General features: G+C 67.3%; 24 protein-coding genes. 18 read left to right on the top strand and 6 right to left on the bottom strand.

What is annotated here, in order from left to right:
- Positions 1 to 178: 178 nt before the first annotated feature.
- Together FB547_RS28545 and kdgD are read right to left on the bottom strand one after the other, a co-directional pair.
- Positions 179 to 1,141 (bottom strand): Bug family tripartite tricarboxylate transporter substrate binding protein, encoded by a 963-nt coding sequence (locus FB547_RS28545; protein WP_145746994.1) that lies wholly within the window; start codon positions 1,139 to 1,141, stop codon positions 179 to 181.
- A 29-nt stretch (positions 1,142 to 1,170) separates the two neighbouring features.
- Positions 1,171 to 2,082, bottom strand: coding sequence for a 5-dehydro-4-deoxyglucarate dehydratase (kdgD, locus tag FB547_RS28540; protein WP_145741964.1), 912 nt, complete (start codon positions 2,080 to 2,082; stop codon positions 1,171 to 1,173).
- Between the two features lie 295 nt (positions 2,083 to 2,377).
- On the opposite strand from kdgD, the gene FB547_RS28535 reads away from it, so the two are divergent.
- The 3 genes from FB547_RS28535 to FB547_RS28525 are packed head-to-tail and all read left to right on the top strand — an operon-like array spanning position 2,378 to position 7,372.
- Complete coding sequence (locus FB547_RS28535) at positions 2,378 to 4,126, top strand: PHB depolymerase family esterase (RefSeq protein WP_145746993.1); 1,749 nt, start codon at positions 2,378 to 2,380, stop codon at positions 4,124 to 4,126.
- Between the two features lie 19 nt (positions 4,127 to 4,145).
- Complete coding sequence (locus FB547_RS28530; RefSeq protein WP_145746992.1) at positions 4,146 to 6,536, top strand: MBL fold metallo-hydrolase; 2,391 nt, start codon at positions 4,146 to 4,148, stop codon at positions 6,534 to 6,536.
- Positions 6,533 to 7,372 (top strand): tetratricopeptide repeat protein, encoded by an 840-nt coding sequence (locus tag FB547_RS28525; RefSeq protein ID WP_145746991.1) that lies wholly within the window; start codon positions 6,533 to 6,535, stop codon positions 7,370 to 7,372. The genes FB547_RS28530 and FB547_RS28525 overlap by 4 nt, the downstream gene beginning before the upstream one ends.
- A gap of 24 nt (positions 7,373 to 7,396) precedes the next feature.
- Here FB547_RS28525 and FB547_RS28520 read toward each other — a convergent pair whose 3' ends face one another.
- Complete coding sequence (locus FB547_RS28520) at positions 7,397 to 8,413, bottom strand: LacI family DNA-binding transcriptional regulator (protein WP_145746990.1); 1,017 nt, start codon at positions 8,411 to 8,413, stop codon at positions 7,397 to 7,399.
- A gap of 91 nt (positions 8,414 to 8,504) precedes the next feature.
- Between FB547_RS28520 and FB547_RS28515 the strand changes: the two genes are divergently transcribed.
- The 4 genes from FB547_RS28515 to FB547_RS28500 all read left to right on the top strand — a co-directional run bounded on the left by FB547_RS28515 (position 8,505) and on the right by FB547_RS28500 (position 12,338).
- Complete coding sequence (locus FB547_RS28515) at positions 8,505 to 9,587, top strand: LacI family DNA-binding transcriptional regulator (RefSeq protein ID WP_145746989.1); 1,083 nt, start codon at positions 8,505 to 8,507, stop codon at positions 9,585 to 9,587.
- Between the two features lie 82 nt (positions 9,588 to 9,669).
- Positions 9,670 to 10,773 (top strand): mandelate racemase/muconate lactonizing enzyme family protein, encoded by a 1,104-nt coding sequence (locus FB547_RS28510; RefSeq protein WP_261380436.1) that lies wholly within the window; start codon positions 9,670 to 9,672, stop codon positions 10,771 to 10,773.
- A gap of 22 nt (positions 10,774 to 10,795) precedes the next feature.
- Positions 10,796 to 11,785 (top strand): tripartite tricarboxylate transporter substrate binding protein, encoded by a 990-nt coding sequence (locus FB547_RS28505; RefSeq protein WP_261380435.1) that lies wholly within the window; start codon positions 10,796 to 10,798, stop codon positions 11,783 to 11,785.
- Positions 11,778 to 12,338, top strand: a complete 561-nt coding sequence (locus tag FB547_RS28500) for a carboxymuconolactone decarboxylase family protein (protein ID WP_145746988.1) — start codon at positions 11,778 to 11,780, stop codon at positions 12,336 to 12,338. The genes FB547_RS28505 and FB547_RS28500 overlap by 8 nt, the downstream gene beginning before the upstream one ends.
- Before the next feature lie 31 nt (positions 12,339 to 12,369).
- Here the strand turns inward: FB547_RS28500 and FB547_RS28495 are convergent, their stop codons facing one another.
- Entirely contained in the window at positions 12,370 to 13,155 is a 786-nt protein-coding gene (locus FB547_RS28495; protein WP_145746987.1) for a helix-turn-helix domain-containing protein, read from the bottom strand.
- Between the two features lie 126 nt (positions 13,156 to 13,281).
- Positions 13,282 to 13,995, bottom strand: coding sequence for a response regulator transcription factor (locus FB547_RS28490; RefSeq protein ID WP_145746986.1), 714 nt, complete (start codon positions 13,993 to 13,995; stop codon positions 13,282 to 13,284).
- A 28-nt stretch (positions 13,996 to 14,023) separates the two neighbouring features.
- Here FB547_RS28490 and FB547_RS28485 point away from each other — a divergent pair, with 28 nt between their 5' ends.
- From FB547_RS28485 to FB547_RS28475, 3 genes are all read left to right on the top strand, one after another.
- A complete protein-coding gene (locus FB547_RS28485) occupies positions 14,024 to 16,114 on the top strand; it encodes a sensor histidine kinase (protein ID WP_145746985.1) in 2,091 nt (696 codons plus the stop codon).
- A 220-nt stretch (positions 16,115 to 16,334) separates the two neighbouring features.
- Positions 16,335 to 16,616, top strand: coding sequence for a YlcI/YnfO family protein (locus tag FB547_RS33405; RefSeq protein WP_186454273.1), 282 nt, complete (start codon positions 16,335 to 16,337; stop codon positions 16,614 to 16,616).
- A complete protein-coding gene (locus FB547_RS28475; protein WP_145746983.1) occupies positions 16,613 to 16,939 on the top strand; it encodes a type II toxin-antitoxin system RelE/ParE family toxin in 327 nt (108 codons plus the stop codon). The genes FB547_RS33405 and FB547_RS28475 overlap by 4 nt, the downstream gene beginning before the upstream one ends.
- A gap of 356 nt (positions 16,940 to 17,295) precedes the next feature.
- Here the strand turns inward: FB547_RS28475 and FB547_RS28470 are convergent, their stop codons facing one another.
- Positions 17,296 to 17,724 (bottom strand): GNAT family N-acetyltransferase, encoded by a 429-nt coding sequence (locus tag FB547_RS28470; RefSeq protein WP_145746982.1) that lies wholly within the window; start codon positions 17,722 to 17,724, stop codon positions 17,296 to 17,298.
- Between the two features lie 96 nt (positions 17,725 to 17,820).
- Between FB547_RS28470 and FB547_RS28465 the strand changes: the two genes are divergently transcribed.
- Genes FB547_RS28465 through FB547_RS28430 form a run of 8 tightly spaced genes read left to right on the top strand, consistent with a single transcriptional unit; the run spans position 17,821 to position 23,632 of the window.
- The gene (locus FB547_RS28465) at positions 17,821 to 18,099 is read left to right on the top strand and encodes a hypothetical protein (protein WP_145746981.1); all 279 of its coding nucleotides are present in this window, start codon (positions 17,821 to 17,823) and stop codon (positions 18,097 to 18,099) included.
- Positions 18,100 to 18,118: 19 nt separating this feature from the next.
- Positions 18,119 to 18,718 carry a TetR/AcrR family transcriptional regulator gene (locus tag FB547_RS28460; RefSeq protein ID WP_145746980.1) on the top strand — a complete coding sequence of 200 codons (600 nt, stop codon included), beginning with the start codon at positions 18,119 to 18,121 and terminating at the stop codon, positions 18,716 to 18,718.
- Positions 18,719 to 18,760: 42 nt separating this feature from the next.
- Positions 18,761 to 19,282 carry a DUF2147 domain-containing protein gene (locus FB547_RS28455; RefSeq protein WP_145746979.1) on the top strand — a complete coding sequence of 174 codons (522 nt, stop codon included), beginning with the start codon at positions 18,761 to 18,763 and terminating at the stop codon, positions 19,280 to 19,282.
- Entirely contained in the window at positions 19,279 to 20,280 is a 1,002-nt protein-coding gene (locus FB547_RS28450) for an NADP-dependent oxidoreductase (protein ID WP_145746978.1), read from the top strand. The genes FB547_RS28455 and FB547_RS28450 overlap by 4 nt, the downstream gene beginning before the upstream one ends.
- A gap of 43 nt (positions 20,281 to 20,323) precedes the next feature.
- On the top strand, positions 20,324 to 21,028 hold the full coding sequence (locus tag FB547_RS28445) for an SDR family oxidoreductase (protein WP_145746977.1): 705 nt from the start codon (positions 20,324 to 20,326) through the stop codon (positions 21,026 to 21,028).
- Positions 21,029 to 21,865, top strand: a complete 837-nt coding sequence (locus FB547_RS28440) for an alpha/beta fold hydrolase (protein ID WP_145746976.1) — start codon at positions 21,029 to 21,031, stop codon at positions 21,863 to 21,865.
- Positions 21,866 to 21,893: 28 nt separating this feature from the next.
- Positions 21,894 to 22,292 carry a helix-turn-helix domain-containing protein gene (locus tag FB547_RS28435; protein ID WP_410000820.1) on the top strand — a complete coding sequence of 133 codons (399 nt, stop codon included), beginning with the start codon at positions 21,894 to 21,896 and terminating at the stop codon, positions 22,290 to 22,292.
- A gap of 2 nt (positions 22,293 to 22,294) precedes the next feature.
- Positions 22,295 to 23,632, top strand: coding sequence for a type II toxin-antitoxin system HipA family toxin (locus FB547_RS28430; RefSeq protein ID WP_145746975.1), 1,338 nt, complete (start codon positions 22,295 to 22,297; stop codon positions 23,630 to 23,632).
- Positions 23,633 to 23,651 lie beyond the last annotated feature (19 nt).

Below are 23,651 nucleotides of genomic sequence, written 5' to 3'. Positions count from 1 at the left end.
TTGCGCGTGAAGAACGGGCCGTGCGCGCCGCTCAGGTTCATGAGCATGCTGTCGTGGCCTGCGACGGGCACCACGCGCATGGCGGTGACGACGGGGCTGGAGAATGAAAGAGAGGAGGACTGAAGTGTCGTCATGGGCTCAGTGAAGGAGAAGGGTCCGCGGCGCGGACCCGTGGCTGTCAATCGGCGGTGATCTTGCGTGTCTCGATGAGCGTCTTCCAGCGGGTCCACTCGCGGGCCTGGAAGGCGGTGAACTCGGCGGGCGTGCTGGCGACGATCTCGAGGCCCTGCTCCACCATGCGCTTCCTCACCTCCGGGTCGTTGATGGCGGCAATGGCGGCCGCGGCCAGCTTCTCCTTGACGGCCGGCGGCAGGCCCTTCGGCGCCGCGAGACCTTGCCAGGAATAGACCTCGGCCCCCTTCACACCGGCCTCGGCCAGCGTCGGCACATTGGGCAGGACCGGGGAGCGCTTGTCACCCGTCACGGCGATGGCGTGGAGCTTGCCGGCCTTGATGTGCTGGAGCACGGCATTGACGTTCTGGAACGAGAAGTTCACCTGGTTGCCCAGCAGGTCGTTGATCGCAGGTGCGCCGCCCTTGTAGGGAATGTGGAGTCCCTCGGTCTGGGTCTGCTGCCAGAAGACCTCGGCAGACAGGTGGTCCGACGACCCGTTGCCCGAGCTCGCGAAGCTCACCTTGCCCGGGTTCGCCTTCAGCTCGGCAATCACTTCGGCCACGGTGCGCGCCTTCTGGCCGGGGCTGGCGACCAGCACGTTCGGCGCCTGGACCGGGACGCTGATGTAGTCGAAATCCTTGGTCGCGTCGTAGGGCACGCTCTTCTGCAGGTGCGGCGTCACGACGAAGGCACCGAGCGAGGAGACCAGCAGGGTGTAGCCATCCGGCGCCGCGCGCTTCACGAAACCGGCGCCGATCGTGCCCGTGGCGCCCGGCTTGTTGTCGACGAGGAAGGTCTGTCCCAATTTGGTCTGCATCTGCAAGGCCATCGCGCGCGCCACCATGTCGGTCGATCCGCCCGCCGGGAATGGCACGACGATGGTCACGGGCTTTTCGGGCCAGTTCGTCGCTTGCGCGAAAGCGGCCATCGAAACCGAGCAGGCCAATGCAATCAAGAGTTTTTTCATGAGGTCTCCGTTGGATAGATGGAAGGGAGTTACTGCGGGCCGAGCGCGTCGATCAGCACCTTGAGCTGTTCCATCTCGGCGGGCTTGAGGTCGGTGAGCGGTGCGCGCACCGGGCCGGCGTCGTGGCCGACGATCTTCGCGCCGGCCTTGACGATGCTCACCGCATAGCCCGGCACGCGGTTGCGCAGCTCCAGGTAGGGCATGAAGAAGTTCTTCAGCAGGCGGTGCTGCGTGGGCAGGTCGTCGGCGGCAACGGCCTGGTAGAAATCCATCGCGGTCTTCGGGATGAAGTTGAAGACGGCCGACGAATACACCGGCGTGCCCAGCGCCTTGTAGGCCGCGGCATAGACCTCGGCCGTGGGCAGCCCGCCCAGGTAGGCGAAGCGATCGCCCATCTTCTGGTAGATGGCCACCATGGCCTCGATGTCGCCCACGCCGTCCTTGAAGCCCACGAGGTTCGGGTTGCGCTCGGCCAGCGCGGCCAGCGTCTCGGGCTTGAGGCGGCTGGTGGCGCGGTTGTAGACGATCACGCCGAACTTCACGCTCTTGCACACGGCTTCGACGTGCGCGGCCAGGCCTTCCTGGCCGGCTTCGGTCAGGTAGTGCGGCAGCAGCAGGATGCCGTGCGCGCCGGCCTTCTCGGCCGCCTGCGCGCACTGGATCGCAAAGCGCGTGGGGCCGCCGGCGCCCGCGATGATGGGCACCACGCCGCGGCAGGTGTCGACCGCGGTCTGGATGATGCCGGGGTACTCGTCGCCGGTCAGCGAGAAGAACTCGCCGGTGCCGCCGGCCGCGAACAGCGCGCTCGCGCCGTAGGGAGCGAGCCATTCGAGACGCTGCTCGTAGCCCTTCTTGTTGAAGTCGCCGTTCGCGTCGAAGTCGGTCAACGGGAACGAGAGCAGGCCGGAGCCCATGATGGATTTGAGTTCTTGAGGGTTCATGAGGAAAGCGCCCCAGGCGGAGCGGGGATGTGCCTGACAAGAGATGCTCGCGCGGCGACGGGCCGTGCGATCTGCGCAGCGCATGTTAACGTTAACAGTCAATTTGCCTCTTGGGACTAACCCCAACCTGCCTGGCGAGCGCCAAGTGCGCACCCCTGCCCTCGCTTCCGCTGGGAAAACAAACCCTCCCTGCCGGGTTTATCCGAATGAACGATCAATTTGGTTGCGCTAACAATTCCATTTGTTAACGATAACTATCCCGCACCGAGGGCGGGCAATCCACAGGAGACAAGGCATGAAGAAATTCACGATGCTGGCGGCTGCATCGGTTGTGGCCGCAGGATGCGGTGGGGGCGGGTCGAACGGATACGCCTTCATTCCAGCCCCCGCGGCACCTCCGCCAGCCCAGGCGACGGTGACCGACGACTGCGCCGCCGTGCCGGGCGCGGCAGCAGCGGCTCCCTCTTCGGCAGCACTTCCCCTCGTCCTGCAGACGATCAAGGTCAACGGCGAGGACCGCCAGTATTACGAGTACGCGCCGCGCGACGTCGCTGCCCTTCGCGACCAGGATGCCAGGGGCGTGGAAGTGGTCGTCTCATTGCACCGGGCGGGGCAGTCCGCGGAGGACAACGCCCGTCTCACCGGCTGGCCCACGCTCGCGGAAGAGAAGGGCTTCGTCGCGATCTTTCCGGTGGCCAAGCCGACGGGCTGGAACACGGCCAAGGACACGGCCCGCTCCGACGATCACGCGTTCATCGTCGCAGCGGCCGCAGCCGTGCGCACGCGCTACGGGCTTCCATCGACGATGTCCACGTTCCTGACCGGCGCAGGATCCGGCGGCGTCATGGCGCAGGAGCTCGCCATGCGCGAACTCGGCGTCATGGCCACCGGCGTCGCGTCGTTCGGCGCCGCCGCCGAACCGGCAACGCTCAATCTCCCCGCGGAAAGTCTGCCCAGGACCGCGATGGCGGTCTGGCAATTCCAGTGCGGCGCCGATCCATTTGCCAAGCAGACGGGCTTCTGGCGGCAGGCGAACGCAACGGATGCGCAAAACCAGCAGGCGGTTGGCGACCTTCCGACGGTGACGGATTTCGTGAAGGACAACCCGGTCCAGCAAGTCAGGCTGTCACGGCTCGACCGCCCGGCGGAATCGCCCGCGATCTCGAGGCTGGTGTGGGAAGAGCTGTTCGGCAAGGTGGTGCGCTTCCCGGACAACAAGTCCTACAACGGAACGCTGCATGCGGAAAAGAGCATTGCGGACATGGGGCTCACGGAAACGATCAAGAGCCTGCGCCCCGGCGAGCCGCGGCGCTGGTTGACCTACGTCCCTCCGCAATACCAGAAGCTGGTGGCGGAAGGAAAGAAGCTTCCGCTCCTGTTCTCTTTTCACGGCCGCAATGGGTCGGCACGCTTCCAGGCGGAGATCTCGGAATGGCACGACGTGGCGCGCGACGAGGGCTTCATCGTCGTGTATCCGCATGGTCTCAAGGCGACCTGGACGACATCGATCGATGCAGACAATCCCGACGTCCAGTTCTTCCTCGACCTGCTCGAGGAGATGAAGAGGACCTACCAGATCGACGATGGCCGTGTCTTCCTGAACGGATCGTCGCAGGGCACCGCGCTCACGAACCGCATCGCCGTGCAATACCCGCAGCTGTTCGCGGCGATCGCGCCTTGCTACTCGGGGCACCTCTCGGCCGCCAGCTATGCGAATCCCATTGTGCGGACCGATATCGCGCTGCCGGTGTGGCAATGCCGGGGGGAGCAGGAACTGCCGAGCGAATTCCCCGGGGGCACCGCGGGCGAGACCGCCGCGAGGACGTTCTGGCGCGAAACCGTCAACCAGAACTTCTCCTCGCCAGCCATCGCGATCGACGGGCGGCGCACGACCGAGATCTGGAACAGCGGACGCGCGGAGTACCGCTGGCAGATCACCTCGGACATCGGCCATGCGTGGCATCCGGGCCAGGCCCGAAAGATGTGGGACGAGATGCTGAAGCGCTATCGCCGCAACCCCGACGGCTCCCTGCAACGCCTCTGAAGCCCACCTGAGACCCATCATGAAAACAGTCCTGAACCAACGGCGCATCTTTCCTGCGCTCCTCGCATCCTTGCTGGTGCTCGGCTGCGGCGGAAGCGACTCGCGCGGCAGCGGAGGTATTTCGATCCCTGGCCAGCTCCCGGGCCAGATCCCGGGCGCAGGACCTGAGAACCCGCCGGAGCCACCTGCTGCGCCGGTCTTCAGGGCCGCCGGCCTGGTGTACGGGACACCCGCCGCAACCTCGGACGACAAGGGCAACGACACCATCAGCATCCCGGTGCTCACCCAGAGCGGCGCCAGAAGCCTGTCGGTTGCCGTTCCCACTGCGAAGACGGCCGCCCTCCTCGCCAGCCTCGCGCCCGGCAACCTGGTGGACTGGATACCCGGCAGCGATGCCGGCACGGTGGCCGTTCCGGCCAGCACCACGCCGGTCTTCAACGTCATCCTCGCGAAGGGCAAATCGACCGCCGCCCAGTTCAACCTGAAGAAATACGGCGCCGCAGTCAGCCGGAACGACAACGCGCCCGGACCGATGGTCGCGGCGGGCTGGGTCTACGACAAGACGGGAGCCACCATCACCGTGGGCGACGGCCACACCCTGACGGCGGACCAGGCCGGCCGGCCCTATGCGCAGCCGATCAGGCGCTACGAGGAGACCTATGCGGTCTCGCCCGATGTGAAGGTGTTCAACGTCAACACCGCCGACTATGCGAAGAGCGCCGTTTCCGACTTCGCTTCGATTCCGGTCACTGCGAGCTACGACTACGGCACCACGTCGCGCCAGAGCGCCTATCTGCTTTTCGACAACAACTACCTCGCGGCCGATACGGCCAAGGTGGTCGCGATCTGGTACTTCACGCCGCCATCGACCACGGACGGCAAGCCGGTGTGGGACGTGCCCACGCTCAGCACCATGCTGGACGACAAGGGCAGCGATCCTGTCTCCGGTCAGCCCTACAGCAAGATCAACGCGACCTCGCCGTCGTCGGCGCCGTACTCCCGCAGCACCGAGCCGTTCGAGATGGTGAAGAACACGATGTACTACGTGGGGGACAACGAAGTCGCCTCGTACCTGCTCAAGGCCGACATGGGCACGCCCAACGATCCGTCGGACGACAAGGTGATCAAGGTCGATGCCGGATGGCCCAACAGCGGCTACCAGTACTGGAAGAACATGGAGCTCGTCGGCGTCGATCCGCGATCGGTCACCGACATCTGGCTGACGCATGGCCACAGCGACCATTACGGCACGGTCGTCGAGCAGCTCAGGATGATGGACAACGCCGGCAAGCCGATCGCGCTCTGGGCGTCGAAGGAAGATGCCGCGGGCGTCACGTCCGACCTGCAGGGCAACGCCTGGAACATCACGGGGGCGCTGCCGGCCAGCGAGACCGTGATCCGCGAGCGCATCTCCCATTCGTACGAATACGATAAGTGGTACGACTACGGCAACGTGAAGATCATGGTGATCTGGTCGCCGGGCCACACACCGGGCAGCACCAACATGCTGTTCAAGGTGAAGAACCCCGGCGACGGCAAGTTCTACACCTTCGGCTACCACGGGGGCTACGGCTTCAATGGCCTCAACAGCCCGATCGCCGCCAATGGCTGGCTGCGCCTGTCGTTCCAGCATGGCTTCAGCTACCTGCAGAACACGCTCGATGTGGACTTCGTGGCGCCGCAGCACACCAACCAGTTCCCCATCGTCGAGGTCTACCAGGCGCTGAAGGCCTACAACCGCGACCCGGCGAACGCGGGCGCCCCGCTGACCATGCTCGATGCGATGCGCTCGAAGGTGTTCGATTCGCCCGCCGTCGGCGGCGTGAACATCACCGGCGAGTTCTCCAACCAGTTGGAGAAGCGCCGCTCCGTGGCGTCCTACGCGGCGAGCGACGCCGCGAATGCGACGTACAAGAGCATCGAGACCTCCGGCCCCTTCAAGCCCGGCCGCGAAGCCGGCCTGGCCTCCGTGTCGGCCAGGATCCTGGACGACGGGAAAATCATCCAGGGCTTCGTGGGTCCGCAGAACAAGAACCCGAAGCTCCCCCTGCTGGCGAACGGCATCACGACCTCGACGGACCAGTACGTGAACGATCCGGGCGGCTACTACGTGCAGGTCGCCATCGACGTGCAGGACACGGTCTACAAGGGCTACATCCCCGAGGGCTTCACGCAGTTCAGTCCGGGCCTGGGGACCACCATCACCTACAAGGGCGGCCCGGTCGAGTCCGTTCATGCGGACAAAGGCAGCTTCCATCCGCCGGAGTACCTGCGCACGCAGCGCCTGGGCTCGCTGGCCGACGCGCAGGCCGTGCTCGCCACCATCGCCAAGGGACAGACGAAGACCATCTCGCTCACCCGGGCGAGCGAGATCGTCGTGCCGGCCATCGTCACCCAGACCTTCCAATGAAGCGGGGCCGCTGTGCGAGGAAGGCGGCCCGCCTCCTTCCTGCCCTCCTCGCGCTCTGCCTCGCCGTTCCTGGTTGTGCCGCGGCGGCGCAACCGGATGATCCCGAAGCGCAATACGAGCGGGCACGGCGATACGGCAGCGGCGCGGGGGTGCCGATGGACAGGGAACAGGCGCTCAAGCTCTACGCGGCCTCCGCCGCCCAGGGCTTTGCGAAGGCGGAGTATGAGCTCGCCAACCACTACCGCGGCCAAACGGGCCGGGCACTGGACCTGGACATGGCATCCGGCTATCTCGAACGGTCGGCGCGGCACGGGTACGCACCGGCCCAGGCCGACCTGGGCTTCGTCTACTTCAACGGAAACGGCAGCACGCCCAGGGACCTCGCGAAATCATTCCACTGGTTCAAGCGCGCCGCGGACGGCGGCGCCGTGATCGCGCAATGCATGGTGGCCGACTTCTACAGGCAGGGGCTGGGCGGCGTCGAGCGAAACCCTCGCGAGGCATTCAGGTGGTACCGGCTGACCGCGACCCGCGCCGACCGATGCGCCGCCAAGTCTCAGTATGAGCTGTACGCAAGCTATGCCTCGGGCAGTGGCGTCCGCAAGAACCTGCCCGCGGCCATGGCTTGGTTGAAGCGCGCAGCGGAAGCCGGCAACCCCCAGGCTCAACGTGCCCTGGGCCTGGCTTACGAGAACGGTGCTGGCGTCGAGCGCAACCCGGTGCTCGCGCGCACGTGGCTCAAGAGATCCCGCGAAGGGGTCGCACCGCACGATGACCATGCGCACGAGGACGAACCGAAGCCGGGGCGCGTCCCCGCCCCGGGGCACGCCCACTGAGGTGCGCCAGCAAGGCCCGGGACGCTAGGCGCTCGCCCGACGAACGATCGTGAAGCCCACGTCGACGATCAGCTCCGGCGGACGCCGTCCCGCGGCCCGCTCGACGATGCAGTCGGCCGCGATCTGGCCGATGCGCCGCCCGTCGATCCGCACGGTGGTCAGCGCCGGGTCCAGGTCCGCCGCAAAGTTCAGGTCGCCGAAGCCGACGACCGAAAGATCGGCGGGAACGCCGAGGCCGGCGGCACGCGCTTCGGTCAGCACGCCCAGCGCCAGCATGTCGGAACTGCAGAAGACCCCGTCGACCGGCAGGTTGGACTGCAGGATCGAGCGCAGGGCCCGCCGGCCGTCGCTGAGCTTGGTCGGCGCGGGGACGAGATGCACGATCGGGGCCACGGCGCCCTGGGCCTGCGCCATGGCGGTGAACGCTTCCGCTCGGCGCACCGACCGGGGGTCATCGCCGCCGATCAGGGCGAGCCGCCGGCGACCCTTCTGCAGCAGGTATTCCGCGACGCTGCGGCCGACGGCCTCGTGCGAGAAGCCGACCAGCATGTCGATCGGATCGAGCGCCACATCCCAGGTCTCGACGATCGGAATGCCCGCCGCGAGGAGCCGCTGGCGCCCGGGCTCGCTGTGCACGACGCCGGTGAGCACGATGCCGTCGGGCCGGCGCCCGATGATGTCGCGCACGAGGTCGTCCTCCGTCGAAGTGCTGTAGCCGCTCTGCCCCACCATGAGCTGGTAGCCGTGCTGCTGGAGCCGGGAATTCAGCGCCTCGATGGTGTCGAGGAAGACAGGCCCCGACAGGGTCGGCACCACCGCCGATACCAGGCGTGTCCTGGCGGAGCGCAGCCCGCCCGCGCCGCGGTTCGGCACGTAGCCCGTGGACGCCACGGCCGCCTGCACCCTGGCGAGCGTCTTGGCGTTGACCGAGTGGGGCGCATTGAAGACCCGCGACACCGTCATCGCCGACACGCCCGCGAGCTTGGCGACGTCCATCACGGTGACGCTCAGATGGCGAGGCTGCAAAGGACGATCGGTCATGGTTGGAAGCGGACTATAACGGCCGGGGCTGGCGCCTTCCGGGGCCCGCACCGGGAATCAGGTTAAGCTTTTCGCGCCCTTGCCACCGTCCATGCCGCCCCCTTCGAACAAACAACCTGCCGCAGCAGGACGCTCCGCGCCCTCGCCGCTGCCGCCGCGCCGCGGAAGAGTCGCCGGCGGCATCACCCTGCTCGAAGTCGCGCGCCTGGCGGGCGTCTCCGCGATGAGCGTGTCGCGCGCGCTGAACGCGCCCGAGCAGGTTTCGGCCGCCATCCTCGCGAAGGTTCGCGCGGCAGTCGAGTCGACAGGCTACGTCGCCAACCGGGTGGCCGGAAGCCTGGCCTCCCAGCGGAGCCGCCTGGTCGCGGCTGTCGTTCCTTCGATTGCCGGGCCGGTGTTCCAGGAAATGGTGCAGTCCCTCATCGCCGAACTCGCGGCCCGCGACCACCAGTTGATGCTGGGCCAGAGCGGCTATGGCACGCAGGAGGAGGACGCCCTGCTCGACGCCATCATCGGACGCCGGCCCGACGGCATCGTGCTGGGCGGCGTCGTGCCCTCTGCGGCCGGCCGGCGGCGCCTGGTGGCCTCGGGCATTCCCGTGGTGGAGACCTGGGACATGGTGCAGGATCCGATCGACATGCTGGTCGGCTTCTCGCACGAGGCCATCGCGACCGCCGTGGCCACGTTCCTGCTCGAGCGCGGCCGTCGCCGCCTGGGGTTCATCGGCGGCAATCACGAGCGCGCGGCCCGGCGGGCCGGTGCTTTCGTCGACTCGGCGCTGCGCGGCCCGGCGCGCAGGCGCGCGGTCGCCGTGCAGGTCGAGACCGTGGTGGCGCCGGCCACCGTGCGCAGCGGCCGCCAGGCGCTGGGCGAGATGCTGCGGCATCAGCCCGGGACCGACGCCATCTTCTGCAGCTCGGACGTGCTGGCGCTCGGCGTCGTCACCGAGGCCGCGGCGCGCGGCCTGCGCGTGCCGCAGGACCTCGCCGTGGTCGGCTTCGGCGACCTCGATTTCGCGGCGGACGTGTCGCCCTCGCTCACCACCGTGCGCATCGACAGCACGCGCATCGGCCAGCTCGCGGCCCGGTTCATCGTGAGCCGCAGCGAAGGCCTCGAGGTCGGAGAAACCAAGGTCGACGTGGGCTTCTCCATCGTGACGCGCGAGAGCGCCTAGATAGAAACCCGCACACGCGGGACCGTATACGGCCGTACCATCGGCTTTTTGGTAGCGCTACCAATTGATCAAAGAAAGCCTGATGTCCACCACCATTCGATCGATCGACTGCCTCCAGCTTCGATTGCCCTTCGACCACGGCGCGCCGGCACCATTGTTCGCCGGGCGGCCGAGAACCACGTTGGACAGCGGCCTTGTGCGCGTCGAACTCGACAACGGCCTGGTCGGCTGGGGCGAATCGTATGGCGCCGAACTCGACGCGCTCTCGGCGATCTTTCGCGGCCGGGTCGCCCCCCTTGCGACAGGCCGGGACGCGGCGGACCCCGGGCTCATGGCTTCGCTCGAACGCACGCTGCACAACATGGGCCGCTCGGGGCCGGTACTGCATGCGCTGAGCGGCCTCGACATCGCGATCTGGGACCTGAGGGCGAAGATCGCCGGCGTGCCGCTGCATGACCTGCTCGGCGGCGCGCGACGCACCCGCCTGCCCGCGTACGCGTCGCTGCTTCAGTACTACGGCGACACGGCGCTGGTGGCCAGGAATGTGGAGCGTGCGCTGGCGGCCGGCTTCGAACAGGTGAAGCTGCACGAGAAGACACCCGAGGCCGTGGCCGCTGCGCGCGGCGTGATGGGCCCGGATATGCCGCTGATGGTCGACGCGAACTGCGCCTGGACGGTCGACCAGGCCGACGAGGTGGTGGCCAGGATGTCGGCCTTCGGCCTGCACTGGATCGAGGAGCCACTCTGGCCGCCGGAGGACTTCGAAGCGCTTCGTGCACTGCGCGTTCGAACCGGCGTGCCGACCGCCGCCGGCGAGAACGCCAGCAGCGTGCATGAACTGAGCGTCATGGCGAAAGCCCGGGCCGTCGATTACCTGCAGCCCTGCGCGATCAAATCGGGCGGCGTCACCACGCTGCTGCGGCTCTCGCGCGAGTGTGCCGGCAGCGCCGTGCATTGTGCACCGCAGTCGGCCTTCTTCGGCCCCGGGTTGCTGGCCACGCTGCACGTGCTGGCAGCGCAGGAGGACGAAGTGCATGTGGAGCGGCTCTTCTGCGATCTCGGCTTCACGCCCTACGGCGACGCCGTGCCCTGCATCGACGGCGCCTTCCAGCTGACGGACCGGCCCGGGCTGGGCGCCGACCCGGAAGCAGCGCTGCTCGACAGCGGCTTCGTGCGCCGCATCTAGAACTTGTTCTCAGGAGACTGAAATGCCCATGCACAAAAGGCGATCACTGATCCTCGGTGGCGCCGCGCTTTCCTTGGTGGGGTCGCTCGGCGCGGGCCGCCTCGCGCTCGCCGACACGAAGACGCCGGTCCGCCTCATCGTGCCCTACCCTCCGGGTGCCGCCACGGACACGCTCGGCCGCCTGATGGCGCAGGCCCTGGAGCCCGCCGTCGCGGCGCCGGTGATCGTCGACAACCGGGGAGGTGCCGGCACGCAGATCGGCACGCGTGCCGTCGCCACCGCGGCACCGGACGGCCGCACGCTCGGCTTCGTCGACACGGCGTTCGTGATCAACCCCGGGCTTTTCGGCAGCGCGCTGCCGTACGACACCGAGAAGGACTTCGCGCCGATTTCGCTCATGGCATCGGCGCCGCTGGTGCTGATCGTGCACAGCGCGGTTCCCGCAGCGACGCTGAAGGAGTTCGTGGCCCTGTCCAAGGCAAAGCCGGGCAGTCTCAACTACGGATCGGCCGGCGTCGGCAGTGCGCCGCATCTGGCCGGCGAGCAGTTGCGCAAGGCCGCCGCGATCGACATCAACCATGTGCCGTACCGGGGCGGCGGCACCGTGCTGAACGACCTGCTTGCGGGCCACGTCCAGTTCGGGTTCACCACGGTCCCCACGATGATCGACCACATCCGCGCGGGCACCGTCCGCGCCCTGGCAGTCACCGGAATGCGCCGGGCCGCGCAACTGCCCGACACGCCGACGATGCAGGAAGCCGGGCTGCCCGGCGTCGACGCCACGCCGATCTTCGGCCTGATCGGTCCGGCCAGATTGGCGCCGGACACCGTGTCCCGGCTGTCGTCCGCCGCGGCCCAGGCCGTGCGCGCGGGCCCGCTGCATCAGAAGCTCGTCGAGCTCGGCTTCGTTCCGGTCGGCAGCAGCGCCGAGGAGTTCAGGGCCCGCATCCGCCAGGAGATCGAGAAATGGGCCGCCGTGGTCAAGGCCGGCAACATCAAGCCCAATGCCTGAGACGACGCCCGCAGGCCCGCATGCAGCCCCTCGTTTCCCTGCGACGGCCGAGGCCTCGCGTTCCGCAGGACAGCGCGCGGCCTATGACCTGATCGAACGGCGGCGCGGTCGCGTGCCGGCCCCCTACCTGCCGCTGCTGGGGAGCCCCCGAATTGCCGATCTTCTGGAGCAACTCTCGACCGAGCTTTGGACCGGCACGCTGCCGCAGCGGGTGCGGGAAGCGGTCTTTCTCATGACCGCGCACAGGCAGCAGTGCCGCCACCAATGGGAGACCCACGCAGCCAAGGCCCTGTCGGCCGGACTTTCGCCGGAGATGGTCGAGGCGATTGCAGCCGGCAGGATTCCAGAGGATGGCGGACCCGTGGAGGCCGCAGGCCGGTTCTTCCTGGCGCTCACCGAACACCACCGCGTCGCGGACGACGTGTTCGGGCAAGTGCAGCGGCATTTCGGAGAACACGGCATGGCCGAACTGGTTGCATTCTGCGGACTGGCCGGCACCGTCGCCCTGCTCTTGAATGTGCAGGTCCCCGAAGCCCCGGCCTGCTCCGCCTAAGCGCTGCGCTGGCTGAGCGGAACGCAGCGCTTCAGGCGTCGCACACGGAGCCGCGATACAGCCGCCGATACGCCGCGGGCGTGCTGCCGAAGCGTTCCCTGAATGCCGTCGTGAAATTCGCGGCACTCGAGAACCCGATCGCATGTGCCAACTCCTCGATGCCGAGCGGCGTCTGGGCGAGCAGATGCTGCGCGCGCAGCAGCCGCGCCTCGCGCGCGAACTCGAGCACGGTCCGCCCCGTGTGCGCACGGAATGCCCGCGTCAGCCGCTTCTCGTGCGTGCCCACGCGCGCGGCGAGCGCCGGCAGCGGTGGCACGTTCGCAAGGTCGCCCTCGATGAGCCGCTGCGCGGCCGTGACGATCACGCGGTCCAGGTCGTGGGGTTCGTCGTCTTCGGACGCCGGCGGTTGCGTGCCGCGGCGTGCGAGCGTGAGGTGGACCGCGACGCGAACCAGCACCTCTTCGGGTTCGAAGGGCTTGAGGATGTAGTCGACGCCGCCCTCTCGCAGACCGGTCAGCCGCTCCTCGAGCGTGGCACCGGCGGTGAGAAAAATCACCGGGATGTGCGCGGTGGCGTGGTCCGCCTTCAGCAGCCGGCACACCTCGAAGCCGCTGGTGGCACCCAGGTGTACGTCGAGCAGGATCAGGTCAGGCTGCAACACCCCGGCGCGGCGGTAGCCCTCGAGCGCGTCGAAGGCAAGGCTGATGCGGTGGCCGACGCGGCGCAGCGCGGCAAGCAGCACCTGGAGCTCCTCGACGCTGTCGTCGATGACCAGGATGTGCGCACGCTCGGTGGAAGATTGGAGCCAGTAGGACATGAAGATGCGGCACATGGCGCGTGCCGCATGGTGCAAGTCCCGACCGTTTGTTTCATGTGCCCTTCCTGACCTTTTCTGACGGTTCCTCACCATGCGCCTGGCCCGTGCGCCCGGCGCCGGGGGGCGTCAGCTCGCGAGCACGTAGCCTTTGCCGCGCACCGAATGCAGCGGCAGGCGCATGCCGAGCTTCGCGGCCTTTCGCCGCAGCCGGCTGGCGATCGCGTCGATGCGGTGCTCGTCGAAATCGAACACGTCGCCACCGAGCGCGCGGATCAGGTCGTCGCGGCTCACCGCTGTGCCGCGCTGCCCGAACAGGCAGCCGAGGAAGGCGCGCTCGCTGGTCGTGAGCGCCATCTGCCGGCCTTCGGGATCGCCGAGAATCCAGTCGCCTTCGAGCAGGCGCCAGGCGGCGGGTTCGGACGGCGCAGGCACTGCGTTCCCCTGCGGTGCGGCCGTGAGCCGGCGGCCGACCGCGTTCAGCGTCTCGGCCAGTTCCAGCATGTTCACCGGCTTCACCATGTAGGCGTCGGCACCTTCGCGCAGGCCCAGCAGCCGGTCTTCGAGCTTGCCCCGCGCGGTGACCAGCACCAGCCCGAGCCGTCGCTGCACCGCGCGCAAGTGTGAAACGACCGCGAGGCCGCTCTCGCCCGGCAGTCCGATGTCCACGACCGCGATGTCGCAGGGCTGGACCGCGAACGCCTTGTAGAACGACGGGGCATCGCCGAAGCCCTCCGCGTCGAAGCCGAGCTCTCCGAGTGCGAAGACGGTTTCTGTGCGGATGTCTTCGTCGTCTTCGATCACATGGATGCGAAGACCGGTGCGCGGGCTCGGGGATGGCATGGCGCGGAAAGTATAAAGTCGCGCCCCAATGCGCCTCGACGTCGAAACCACCCGGGCAGGCCCAGGCTGCCTGCTCGTTCTTCTGTGCCTGCTGCTGGGGTGCCTTGCGATGCCCGCCAGGGCGCTGGTCCTGTCGGCATCCGACGGCCTCGGCCGCGGCGTGCAACTCTCCGGAGCCCTCGAGATCCAGCGCGATCCCTCGGGCCGGTGGCGCATTGCCGACGTCGCGCGCGGTGCGCAGCGAAGCGGCTTCGCGCCGCTCGAAGGGCCGGTGCAGGAAGGCTTCGGCCGCGACGCGGTGTGGCTGCGCTTCTCGCTCGCGCGCACGGCCGACGCGCCCGCGCGATGGCTGCTGCGCGTGCGACCGCCGCGCATCCACGAAGCCACCCTGTATGCGCCGGACGGGCGCGGCGGATTCGTCGAGACGCCGCTCGGCGACGCACGCCCGTTCGCGGCGCGCGAGATCCCCGACCACAACTTCGCGTTCCCGCTCGACCTGCCGACCGAGCCGGCCGTCTATTTCCTGCGGCTGCGCAACGACGGGCCGTCGCTGCGGGCCGAACTGGACCTGTGGCAGCCCCTCGGCTTCGAGCGCGACCGCACGGCCGACTACGCCACCATGGGCGTGCTGCTCGGCGCCACCCTGCTCGCCGTCTGCATGAACCTGATCTTCGGGGCCTGGCTGCGGGACGGGCTCTACGCCCACTACGCGCTCTACGTGCTCTGCATCGCGGCCCTGTCGGTCAACCGCCAGGGGTTCGCCGCGCAGTGGTTCCTCGACGATCGCCCCGAGCGCGTTGCGCAGACGCTGCTGGCCGTCAACTGCTTCTTCAACATGGTGGGTACCGCGTTCATGTCGCGCATCTTCCAGTTCCGGCACCACTGGCCGCCCGCGGCATATTTCTTCAATGCGGTCGTGGTGTTCAACTTCGCTGCATTCGTGCTGGCCCTGGCCGGCCATCACGCCGCCATCGCGACCTGGGTCAGCGCAGGCAGCACCGCATCCACGCTGTTCGGCGCGGTCTTCGTCTGCTACCTGCTCTTCGTGCGGCGCCAGTTCCAGTACCTGCTTCCGGCCTCGGCCTTCGCGGTGGGAACGGTGCTGGGACTCTACGGGCTGTTGAAGCTCTGGTTCGGCGACCGCGTGCCGGGCGTGACGCCCGACCGCATCTATTGGCTCGGCACCATGTTCCACCTCATCCTGCTGAACGTGGCCGTGGCCGACCGGACGCGTCGCGCCGAGCGCGACTTCCGCGCCGAGCGCGAGCGCGTGCTCGCGGTGCGGCTGGAAGCCGAACAGGCGCTCGAGGGCACGGTCGCGCGGCGCACCGCCGAACTGCAGCAGACCAATGCCGCGCTGCATGAGGAGATCGCGGCCCGTGCCCGCCTCGAAGCCCGACTGCGCGAGTCGCTCGAGGTCGAGCGCCAGGCGATCGCGCAACAGCGCGAGTTCGTCTCCATGGTGTCGCACGAGTTCCGCACGCCGTTGACAGTGATCGACGGCGCGGCGCAATCGCTCGACATCTCGAAGCTCGGCACGGAGCCCGTGGTGAAGCAGCGCACCGAGCGGATCCGGCGCGCCGTGCAGCGCCTGACCATGCTGATCGAGAACATCCTGCTGGCCGACCGCCTCCAGCCCGAGAACCGGACGCTTCGCATCGAAGCCCTCGACATGGCGGCACTCGCGCGCGGCCTGTGCGAGAGCTTCCACTTCCCCGGCGCTTCGCGCCTGGTCCTCGACGTGCACGAGCCCCTGTCCAGGGTGCGCGGTGATCGGGCGCTGCTCGAGATCGCGCTGCAGAACCTGATGCAGAACGCATTGAAGTACTCGCCGCCGGAGCAACCGGTGCATGTCGTGCTGCGGCAGACGGACAACACCGTGCAGGTCGACGTGATCGACCGGGGGCCCGGGGTCGCACCGGCCGATGCGGCCCGCATCTTCGAGAAATACTTCCGTGCCGAAACCGCGAGCGCAGTGGCCGGCACCGGACTGGGGCTTCACCTGTCGCGCGAGATCGCGATCCGCCATGGCGGCGACGTGGTGCTGCACGAAACGGGCACCGGCGGGTCCACATTCCGCCTGGCGATTCCAGCTGCGCCGCTCGGGCCGGATGCATGACCGTGCGGCGCGCATGTCGGAACATCGCGTACGCACCGGCTGCGGCCTCGGAAACATAGCGTCGGACGGGTCCGCCTGTGTGCAGCCAGCCGCGGGAAACCATCGCTCGGCGGTGCGATGACCGCGGTCCGCAAACGTCGGGCCCAGACACTCGTCACCTTCCAATACCAGCGTCGGGACAAGGCGGCGAAGGCATTACAAATGTGCTACACTTACTGCCATGAAATCGTGCACCTTGCCTGCCGTTCGTGTCGAACCGAAACTGCGTGCCGAGCTGGAATCGGTCCTGGGTAAAGAAGAAACCATCAGCACCTTTGTGGCCGATGCCGTGCGCCGGGCAGTTGACTTCCGTCGAGTCCAGACGCACTTCCTCGCGCGCGGCGAGTCCGCTTGGCAGGACTACTTGCGAACCGGTGTTTCGCACCCCGTGGACGAAGTGTTTGACCGCCTCCAGGCCCGCATTGATGCACGACGTCGCGAATTGCAAAGCCCCAGCACGTGACTGAGTTGTTCGGGGTTGAGATGACCCCGCAGGCCGAGGATGACCTTGAGCGGTTGTTCGAGTTCCTCGTCGTACGGTCAGAGACCTTGGAGGAACTGGACCAAGCTCAGCATGTTTTGCACCAGCTTCGCACCGGTATCAAGAAGCGGCTGGCCGAGAATCCTTGGGCGTATCGGAAAGCGGGAGATGGCAGGCGTACAACGCGCCGAGAGTTGATCGTAGGCCTTGGTTCCACAGGCTATGTGGCCCTTTACGAAATCCTTCCGGGGCGGGAGGTCAAAGTGTTGGCCGTTCGTCATCAGCGCGAAGAGGATTACCACTGAGCCCCATGCGGCTGTACGCGCGGCGGGCGTGCGGCAGAATTTCGACCACAACAGCCGTTCACTGCTCCGGCAGAATTCGCCCAAGAGAGGCTTCTCGACCCCGTGGCAGTGCCCATCAAGAGGCGCCCGCCCACCGATGCCACCAGACAGAGAAGGCGACTCAACGCAAGGATTGACGGACAAAAATGCCGCTTGCTGCACGAAAACCCCACGCCGGCAAGTCGCTCACTCCGGCCCTTCTCCAGTCTTCATGTTCAGGTCAGCCTCGATGGTCATGCTTCTGGAGTTGAGGGGCGAACTGGCAGGCGGCGGGGAACGTTCGGTGTTGGCCGGCAGCCAAAGCAAGCCTGCGCTGCTCAGCGCGCCAGCGTCTTCTTCATGGACGCCAGGTAGAAGCCGTGCGCGTAGCCTTCAATGCGCGCGTACTCCTCGTAGCCGTGCTTCTGGTAGAACGCGCGCGCCTGCCACTCAAAGGTCTCGAGCTTGGCGTCCGTTGCGCCCAACTCGATGGCTTGCCGCTCGGCCTCGGCGAGCAGACGGCTGCCCAGGCCCGAGCCGCGTACGTCCGCTTCGACAAACAGCACGTCGATGTGGAGCCAGCAGAGGAACACGAAGCTTCGCAGTCCGCCGAGCAGCCGGCCGTTCCCGTCCCTGGCGTTGAGGCGGATATACCGCTGCTCGGGATACTCGCCCACGAAGCCGTAGTTGAAATGGCGCAGCCGTCGACCGAGCTCGCCCGATTTCACTTCCTCTTGTGTCGCTTCGGCGATGGTCCAGGCTGTCATGGAAGGCTCAGGATGTTGCGGGCGGCCATTCTGCCCGGTCTTCGGGTCGGCCCCGGGCCGGTGGCCGTCCTTCCACCGAAGGCGCTGAGCCTCCGAATGGGAAGACGTTCAATCCTCGTCCTTGTCTGGCGGCACTCGCTCGATGACCCACTTCGCGCCAGGACCCTCTCGAGCGGCCTGGAATCCGGGCGCAAGGTCGGCAAGCTCAACTATCGCCGGATCGATTTCCAGGACATGGTCGAGCCCGGCAAGAGCAAGGTCGTCCAGCGCTTCCAATCCGGTTCTGGCCGCATCCCCCTGCGTCAGAGATCGGTGCAAACGTCCTGCCGCAGCAACCCTGCTGCGGCCATGGCCGGATCAACCCTGCGCGCTTGAGTCTCGGCGAATAAAATGTATGATACGCATCATGCGAAATACAAAGCACAGCGTCAGGGCAGCGGCCAAGGAGGCCTCGCACGAGCGCATCGTGTCCGTGGCTGCCCGGGCGATCCGGCGCAGCGGCTACGACGGCACCGGCGTGGCCGACATCATGAAGGAAGCCGGCTTGACCCATGGCGCCTTCTACGCCCACTTCCCGTCGCGCGAGGCCATGCTGGCCGAAGCCGTGGGCCGTGCCTGCGCGGAATCGGCGGCCGCGGTGGCGAAGGTCGCCTCCGAGGCCCCCCCCGGGCAGGCCCTGGCCGCCATGCTGGGCGCCTATCTCTCGCCGGAACACGTGGCACACGCGGAAATGGGGTGCCCACTGGCCGCGCTGGGCTCGGAAACGCCGCGCCAGGCCGCCGAAGTCCGCCGGGTGACCACCCGGCACGTCAAGGAAATGATCGATCTCGCCGCGCGCCAGTCGCCCGACTGGGGGCAGCCCGCCGCACATGAACGCGCATTCGTGACCGTCGCCACCATGGTGGGCACCTTGCTGCTGGCGCGTGCGGTCGACGATCCGGCGCTGTCGGACGGCCTGTGCGAGGCCGCGCTGAAGCACCTGGCTCCGGCCTGAATCCGCCACCGCGGCACGCATCCTTTTTTCTCGCCAACAAATATGATGATTATCATGCGACATGAACGACGTCCGGCCGGCGGCCCCCGCGCGCTCCCGCTCCTTGTCGCGCTCGCCTTCCAGGGCCTCACCGCGGCCGCAGCGCTCGCGGCGATGCCGGCCCGGGCGGACCAGACATCGCCCGTTGGCCTGTGGAAGAACGTCAACGACGTCAGCGGCAAGCCGCGCGCGCTGATCCGCCTCACCGAATCGAATGGCGTTCTCCAGGGAAAGATCGAGAAGGTGTTCCCGGCCCCGGACCAAGACCCGAATCCGACCTGCGACAAGTGCGAAGGCGCCAACAGGGACGCACCGATCGTCGGGCTGGTGATCCTCAGCGGCCTGAGCAAGGACGGCGACGAATATGCCGGTGGCCAGATCCTCGATCCCGACAACGGCAAGGTCTATCGCAGCACCGTGCGCCTGACCGACAACGGCAAGAAGCTCAGCGTGCGCGGCTACATCGGTGTGCCCATGCTGGGCCGTTCACAGACCTGGATACGCCAGGAACAAGGAAGACCATGAAAGCATTTGTTCTCGATCGATACGCCAAAAAGGGGGCGCTGCGATCGGCAGATGTGCCGATGCCGGAACTGCGCGACGACGAAGTCCTGGTCGAGGTGCATGCCGCCGGCCTGAACGTGCTGGACGCCAAGATCCGGGATGGGGAGTTCAAGCTCATCCTGCCGTACCGCCTGCCCCTCGTGCTGGGCCATGACGTGGCCGGCGTCGTGGCCAAGGTCGGCCCGCGCGTGCAGCAGTTCAAGCCGGGCGACGAGGTCTATGCGCGGGCGGACGATTTCCGGATCGGCACCTTCGCCGAGTTCGTCGCAGTCAAGGAGGCATCGCTCGCGCCGAAGCCGCAGGGCCTGACGATGGAAGAAGCCGCGTCCATTCCGCTGGTGGCCTTGACGGCCTGGCAGGCGCTGGTCGAGAAGGCCGGGCTCAAGAAGGGACAGAAGGTCTTCATCCAGGCGGGCTCCGGCGGCGTCGGCACCTTGGCGATCCAGCTGGCCAAGCACCTGGGCGCCACCGTCGCCACGACCACAGGCCCGACCAATGTCGCGCTCGTGAAGCGCCTGGGCGCGGATGTCGCCATCGACTACAGGACGCAGGATTTCGAGGATGTGCTGCGCGACTACGACGTGGTCCTGAACAGCCAGGACGGCAAGACGCTCGAGAAATCCCTGCGCGTGCTCATGCGCGGCGGCAAGCTCATCACCATCTCCGGCCCACCCGATCCCGAGTTCGGCAAGCAGATCGGCGCGCCCGGTTTCGTGAAGCTGGTCATGCGGCTGTTGAGCGCAGGCGTCCGGCGCAGGGCCCGAAGCCGCGGCGTCGATTTCTCGTTTCTCTTCATGAAGGCGAACGGGAGCCAGCTGCGCGAGATCACGCGCCTCATCGAGGCCGGTGCCATCCGGCCCGTGATGGACCGGGTGTTCCCGTTCGACGCCACCAATGACGCCCTGGCCTATGTCGAAGCGGGCCGCGCCAAGGGCAAGGTCGTCGTCAAGCTCAAGTGAGCCCCGTTCATTTCCTGTCCCTTTCTTTTTTTGGAGACTCCTCATGAAGATCGAAAATTCCGTCGCCCTTGTCACGGGCCCCAACCGCGGCATCGGCCTGGCGTTCGCGCACGAGCTGCTGGCCCGCGGCGCGCGCAAGGTTTACGTGGGCGCTCGCAATCCCGAAACCGTGACCCAGGCCGGCGTCCAGGCGCTGCGCCTGGACGTCAACAATCCGCAGGATGTGGCCGCTGCCGCGGCACTGGCGACCGATGTGACGCTGGTGGTCAACAACGCCGGCATTGCGCAGCCGGGCGGCTTTCTCGCGGACGACAGCGAAGACACGGCACGCCGCATTTTCGAGACCAACTTCTTTGCCGTGCTGCGCATGAGCAAGGCCTTCGCGCCCATTCTCAAGGCCAACGGCGGCGGCGCGCTGCTCAACGTCCTGTCGGTGGCCTCGTGGGTGAACGGCGGCGAGCTGGCGGCCTATTCGGCAAGCAAGTCGGCCGCATGGTCGCTCACCAATGCCCTGCGCAGCGAACTGTCGGCGCAGAAGACGCAGGTGCTGGCGCTGCACATGGCCTATGTCGATACCGACCTCACGCGCGGGTTCGATGTGCCGAAGACGAGCCCCGAATTGATCGTGAAGCGTGCGCTCGACGGGCTCGAATCGAATCTCGACGAGGTGCTGGCCGATGAACTCACCCAGCAAGTCAAGCTCGGGATGACGGCGCCGAGGCCCAGCTACCTTCCGCAGGTGGCCTGAGTGCACCGCTGGACGGACGTTCCCACGAAGTCCATCTCGGCCGGTGGCGTGGACTTCGCCTACCGCGAACTGGGAGCGCGCAATGGTGCGACCCCGGTGGTGTGCCTCGTTCACCTCGCGGCCGTCCTGGACAACTGGGACCCTCGCATCATGGACGGCCTCGCCGCGAAGCACCACGTGATCGCCTTCGACAGCCGCGGCGTCGGCGCGTCGAGCGGCTCGCCATCCGATTCGATGGAACAGATGGCGGACGACGCCATCGCCTTCATCAAGGCAATGGGCTTCGCGCAGGTCGACCTCTTCGGCTTTTCGATGGGCGGCATGATCGCCCAGGAAATCGTGCTGAAGGAGCCGCAGCTCGTGCGCAGGATGATCGTCGCGGGCACCGGCCCCGCGGGCGGCAAGGGCATCAGCACGGTGGCCAGGGTGTCGCACTGGGACCTGCTGCGGGGCCTCGTCACCGGCCAGGACCCCAAGCAGTTCCTGTTCTTCACGCGCACGCCGGGCGGCATCGAGGCCGGCAAGGCCTTTCTCGCGCGATTGAAGGAACGCTCGGACCACCGCGACAAGAAGATCACGATCGCCGCATACCTGGCGCAGCTGCGGGCACTGAAGGCCTGGGGCCGCAAGAGGCCCGTCGATCTTTCGGCAGTCAGGCAGCCGGTGCTCATCCTCAACGGCGACGATGACCGGATGGTCCCGACATCGAATTCGCATGAACTGGCTCGGCGGCTTCCGAACAGCACGCTCTTCATCTATCCCGATGCCGGCCATGGCAGCGTGTTCCAGTTCCATGCCGACTTCGTACCCAGGGCGATCGAATTCCTGGGCCGGTAGGCGCTCTGGCAGACAAGATACCCATGGCATGGGTATCTTTCGAATTACCTATTTGGCGGGTATTTTGACAAATACCCACCATATTGGTAAACTGCAGGTTACCCATTACGTTGGTGTTGCCATGCAGCAAGTCCTCTCGGTTCCATCGCAGCTCGGCGTGCTCCTCAAGGCGGCCCGCAAGGAGGCGGGCATCTCACAGGTGAAGCTGGCCGAGCGGCTCGGCATCAGCCAGAGCCGCATGTCCCACATGGAGCTCAACCCCGGCTCGGTGAGCCTGGAGCAACTGCTGGCGCTCTTCGGTGCGCTTGGCCTCGAGATCATGGTCGGCTCGAAAAATCCAGCAAAGCGCTCGACTGCGCAAGCACCAGATGCCGGCCACCCGAGCGCAAGACACGTCGCCAACGAGCCGCCCGCTCCGGAGTGGTGAGCATGGCGCGTCCATCGAACATGCCGGCGCTTTCCATCTGGGCCAACGGCGAGCGCGTCGGCACCTGGCGCATTCCGGCGCGCGGGGCGGACGAGCTGCGCTATGACGACACCTGGGTCGGCTCGCCGACAGGGCGCCCACTCTCGCTCTCCTTGCCGCTGGTCGGCGGCTTCATCCACAGGGGCCCGGTCGTCCAGAACTACTTCGACAACTTGCTGCCCGACAGTCAGCCCATGCGCGACCGCATCGCGAGCCGCTTCAGGACACGCACGGCGCAGCCCTTCGACCTCCTGCAGGCCATCGGCCGCGATTGCGTGGGCGCCATCCAGTTGCTGGGCGAAGACGACAGTCCGGCGGATGTCGATGGCATCGAGGGCGAGGCAATGAGCGAGGCCGACGTCGAGAAGCTGCTGCAGCAGACCGTCGATCCCGGCAGGTTCGCTGCGCAATCCGCACCCGAAGACGAGTTGCGCATCTCCCTGGCCGGCGCCCAGGAGAAGACCGCGCTGCTGTGGCACGAGGGCCAATGGCTTCGCCCGCGCGGCTCGACGCCCACCACGCACATCCTGAAGTTGCCGCTGGGCCTGGTCGGCCACCGCAAAGCCGACTTCAGCACCTCGGTGGAAAACGAGTGGCTCTGCCTGAACATCCTGCAGGAGTACGGCATACCCGTGCCCAGCACGGCCGTCCTGCGCTTCGGCTCGCAGAAGGTGCTGGCCGTCGAACGCTTCGATCGCAGGCTGCACTCGTCCGGCAAACGGTGGCTGCGCCTGCCGCAGGAAGACTTCTGCCAGGCCCTGGGCAAGCCGCCGCACCTGAAGTACGAGGCCGACGGTGGCCCCGGCATGGTCGACCTGGCAGGGGTGCTGCGAAGCTCGGTCGATGCCCAGCAGGACCTGGCCACGCTGATCACCGTGCAACTGCTCTTCTGGATGCTCGGCGCGCCCGACGGACACGCGAAGAACTTCAGCATCGCATGGCTGCCGATGGGCCGCTACAGGCTGACTCCCGTGTACGACGTGATGTCCATCTGGCCCGTGGAGGGCAGCGGTCCGAGCCAGTTCTCCAGGCACGAGGCCAAACTGGCCATGGCCCTGATCGGCAAGAGCAAGCATGACCAGTTCAAGACCATCCAGCGGCGCCACTTCAACGCCATGGCGCAGAAGTGCCACTACGGGCCGGACGCGGAGGACCTCATCCAGCGCGTGCTCGCAGCAACACCCGGCGTGATCGACCGGATCGCCGCGCGCCTGCCTGAGCGCTTTCCGGCCGCGGTGTCGGGCCGCATTCTCGAAGGGCTCGCCCGTTCCGCCAGGGCGCTGAAGGCCATGCCGCCTTGAAGGCCCCCGTCCTCGTACC

Origin of the sequence: Variovorax beijingensis (assembly GCF_007828835.1) — a bacterium.
GTDB lineage: Bacteria > Pseudomonadota > Gammaproteobacteria > Burkholderiales > Burkholderiaceae_C > Variovorax > Variovorax beijingensis_A.
This window is presented reverse-complemented; position numbering and strand designations above follow the sequence as displayed.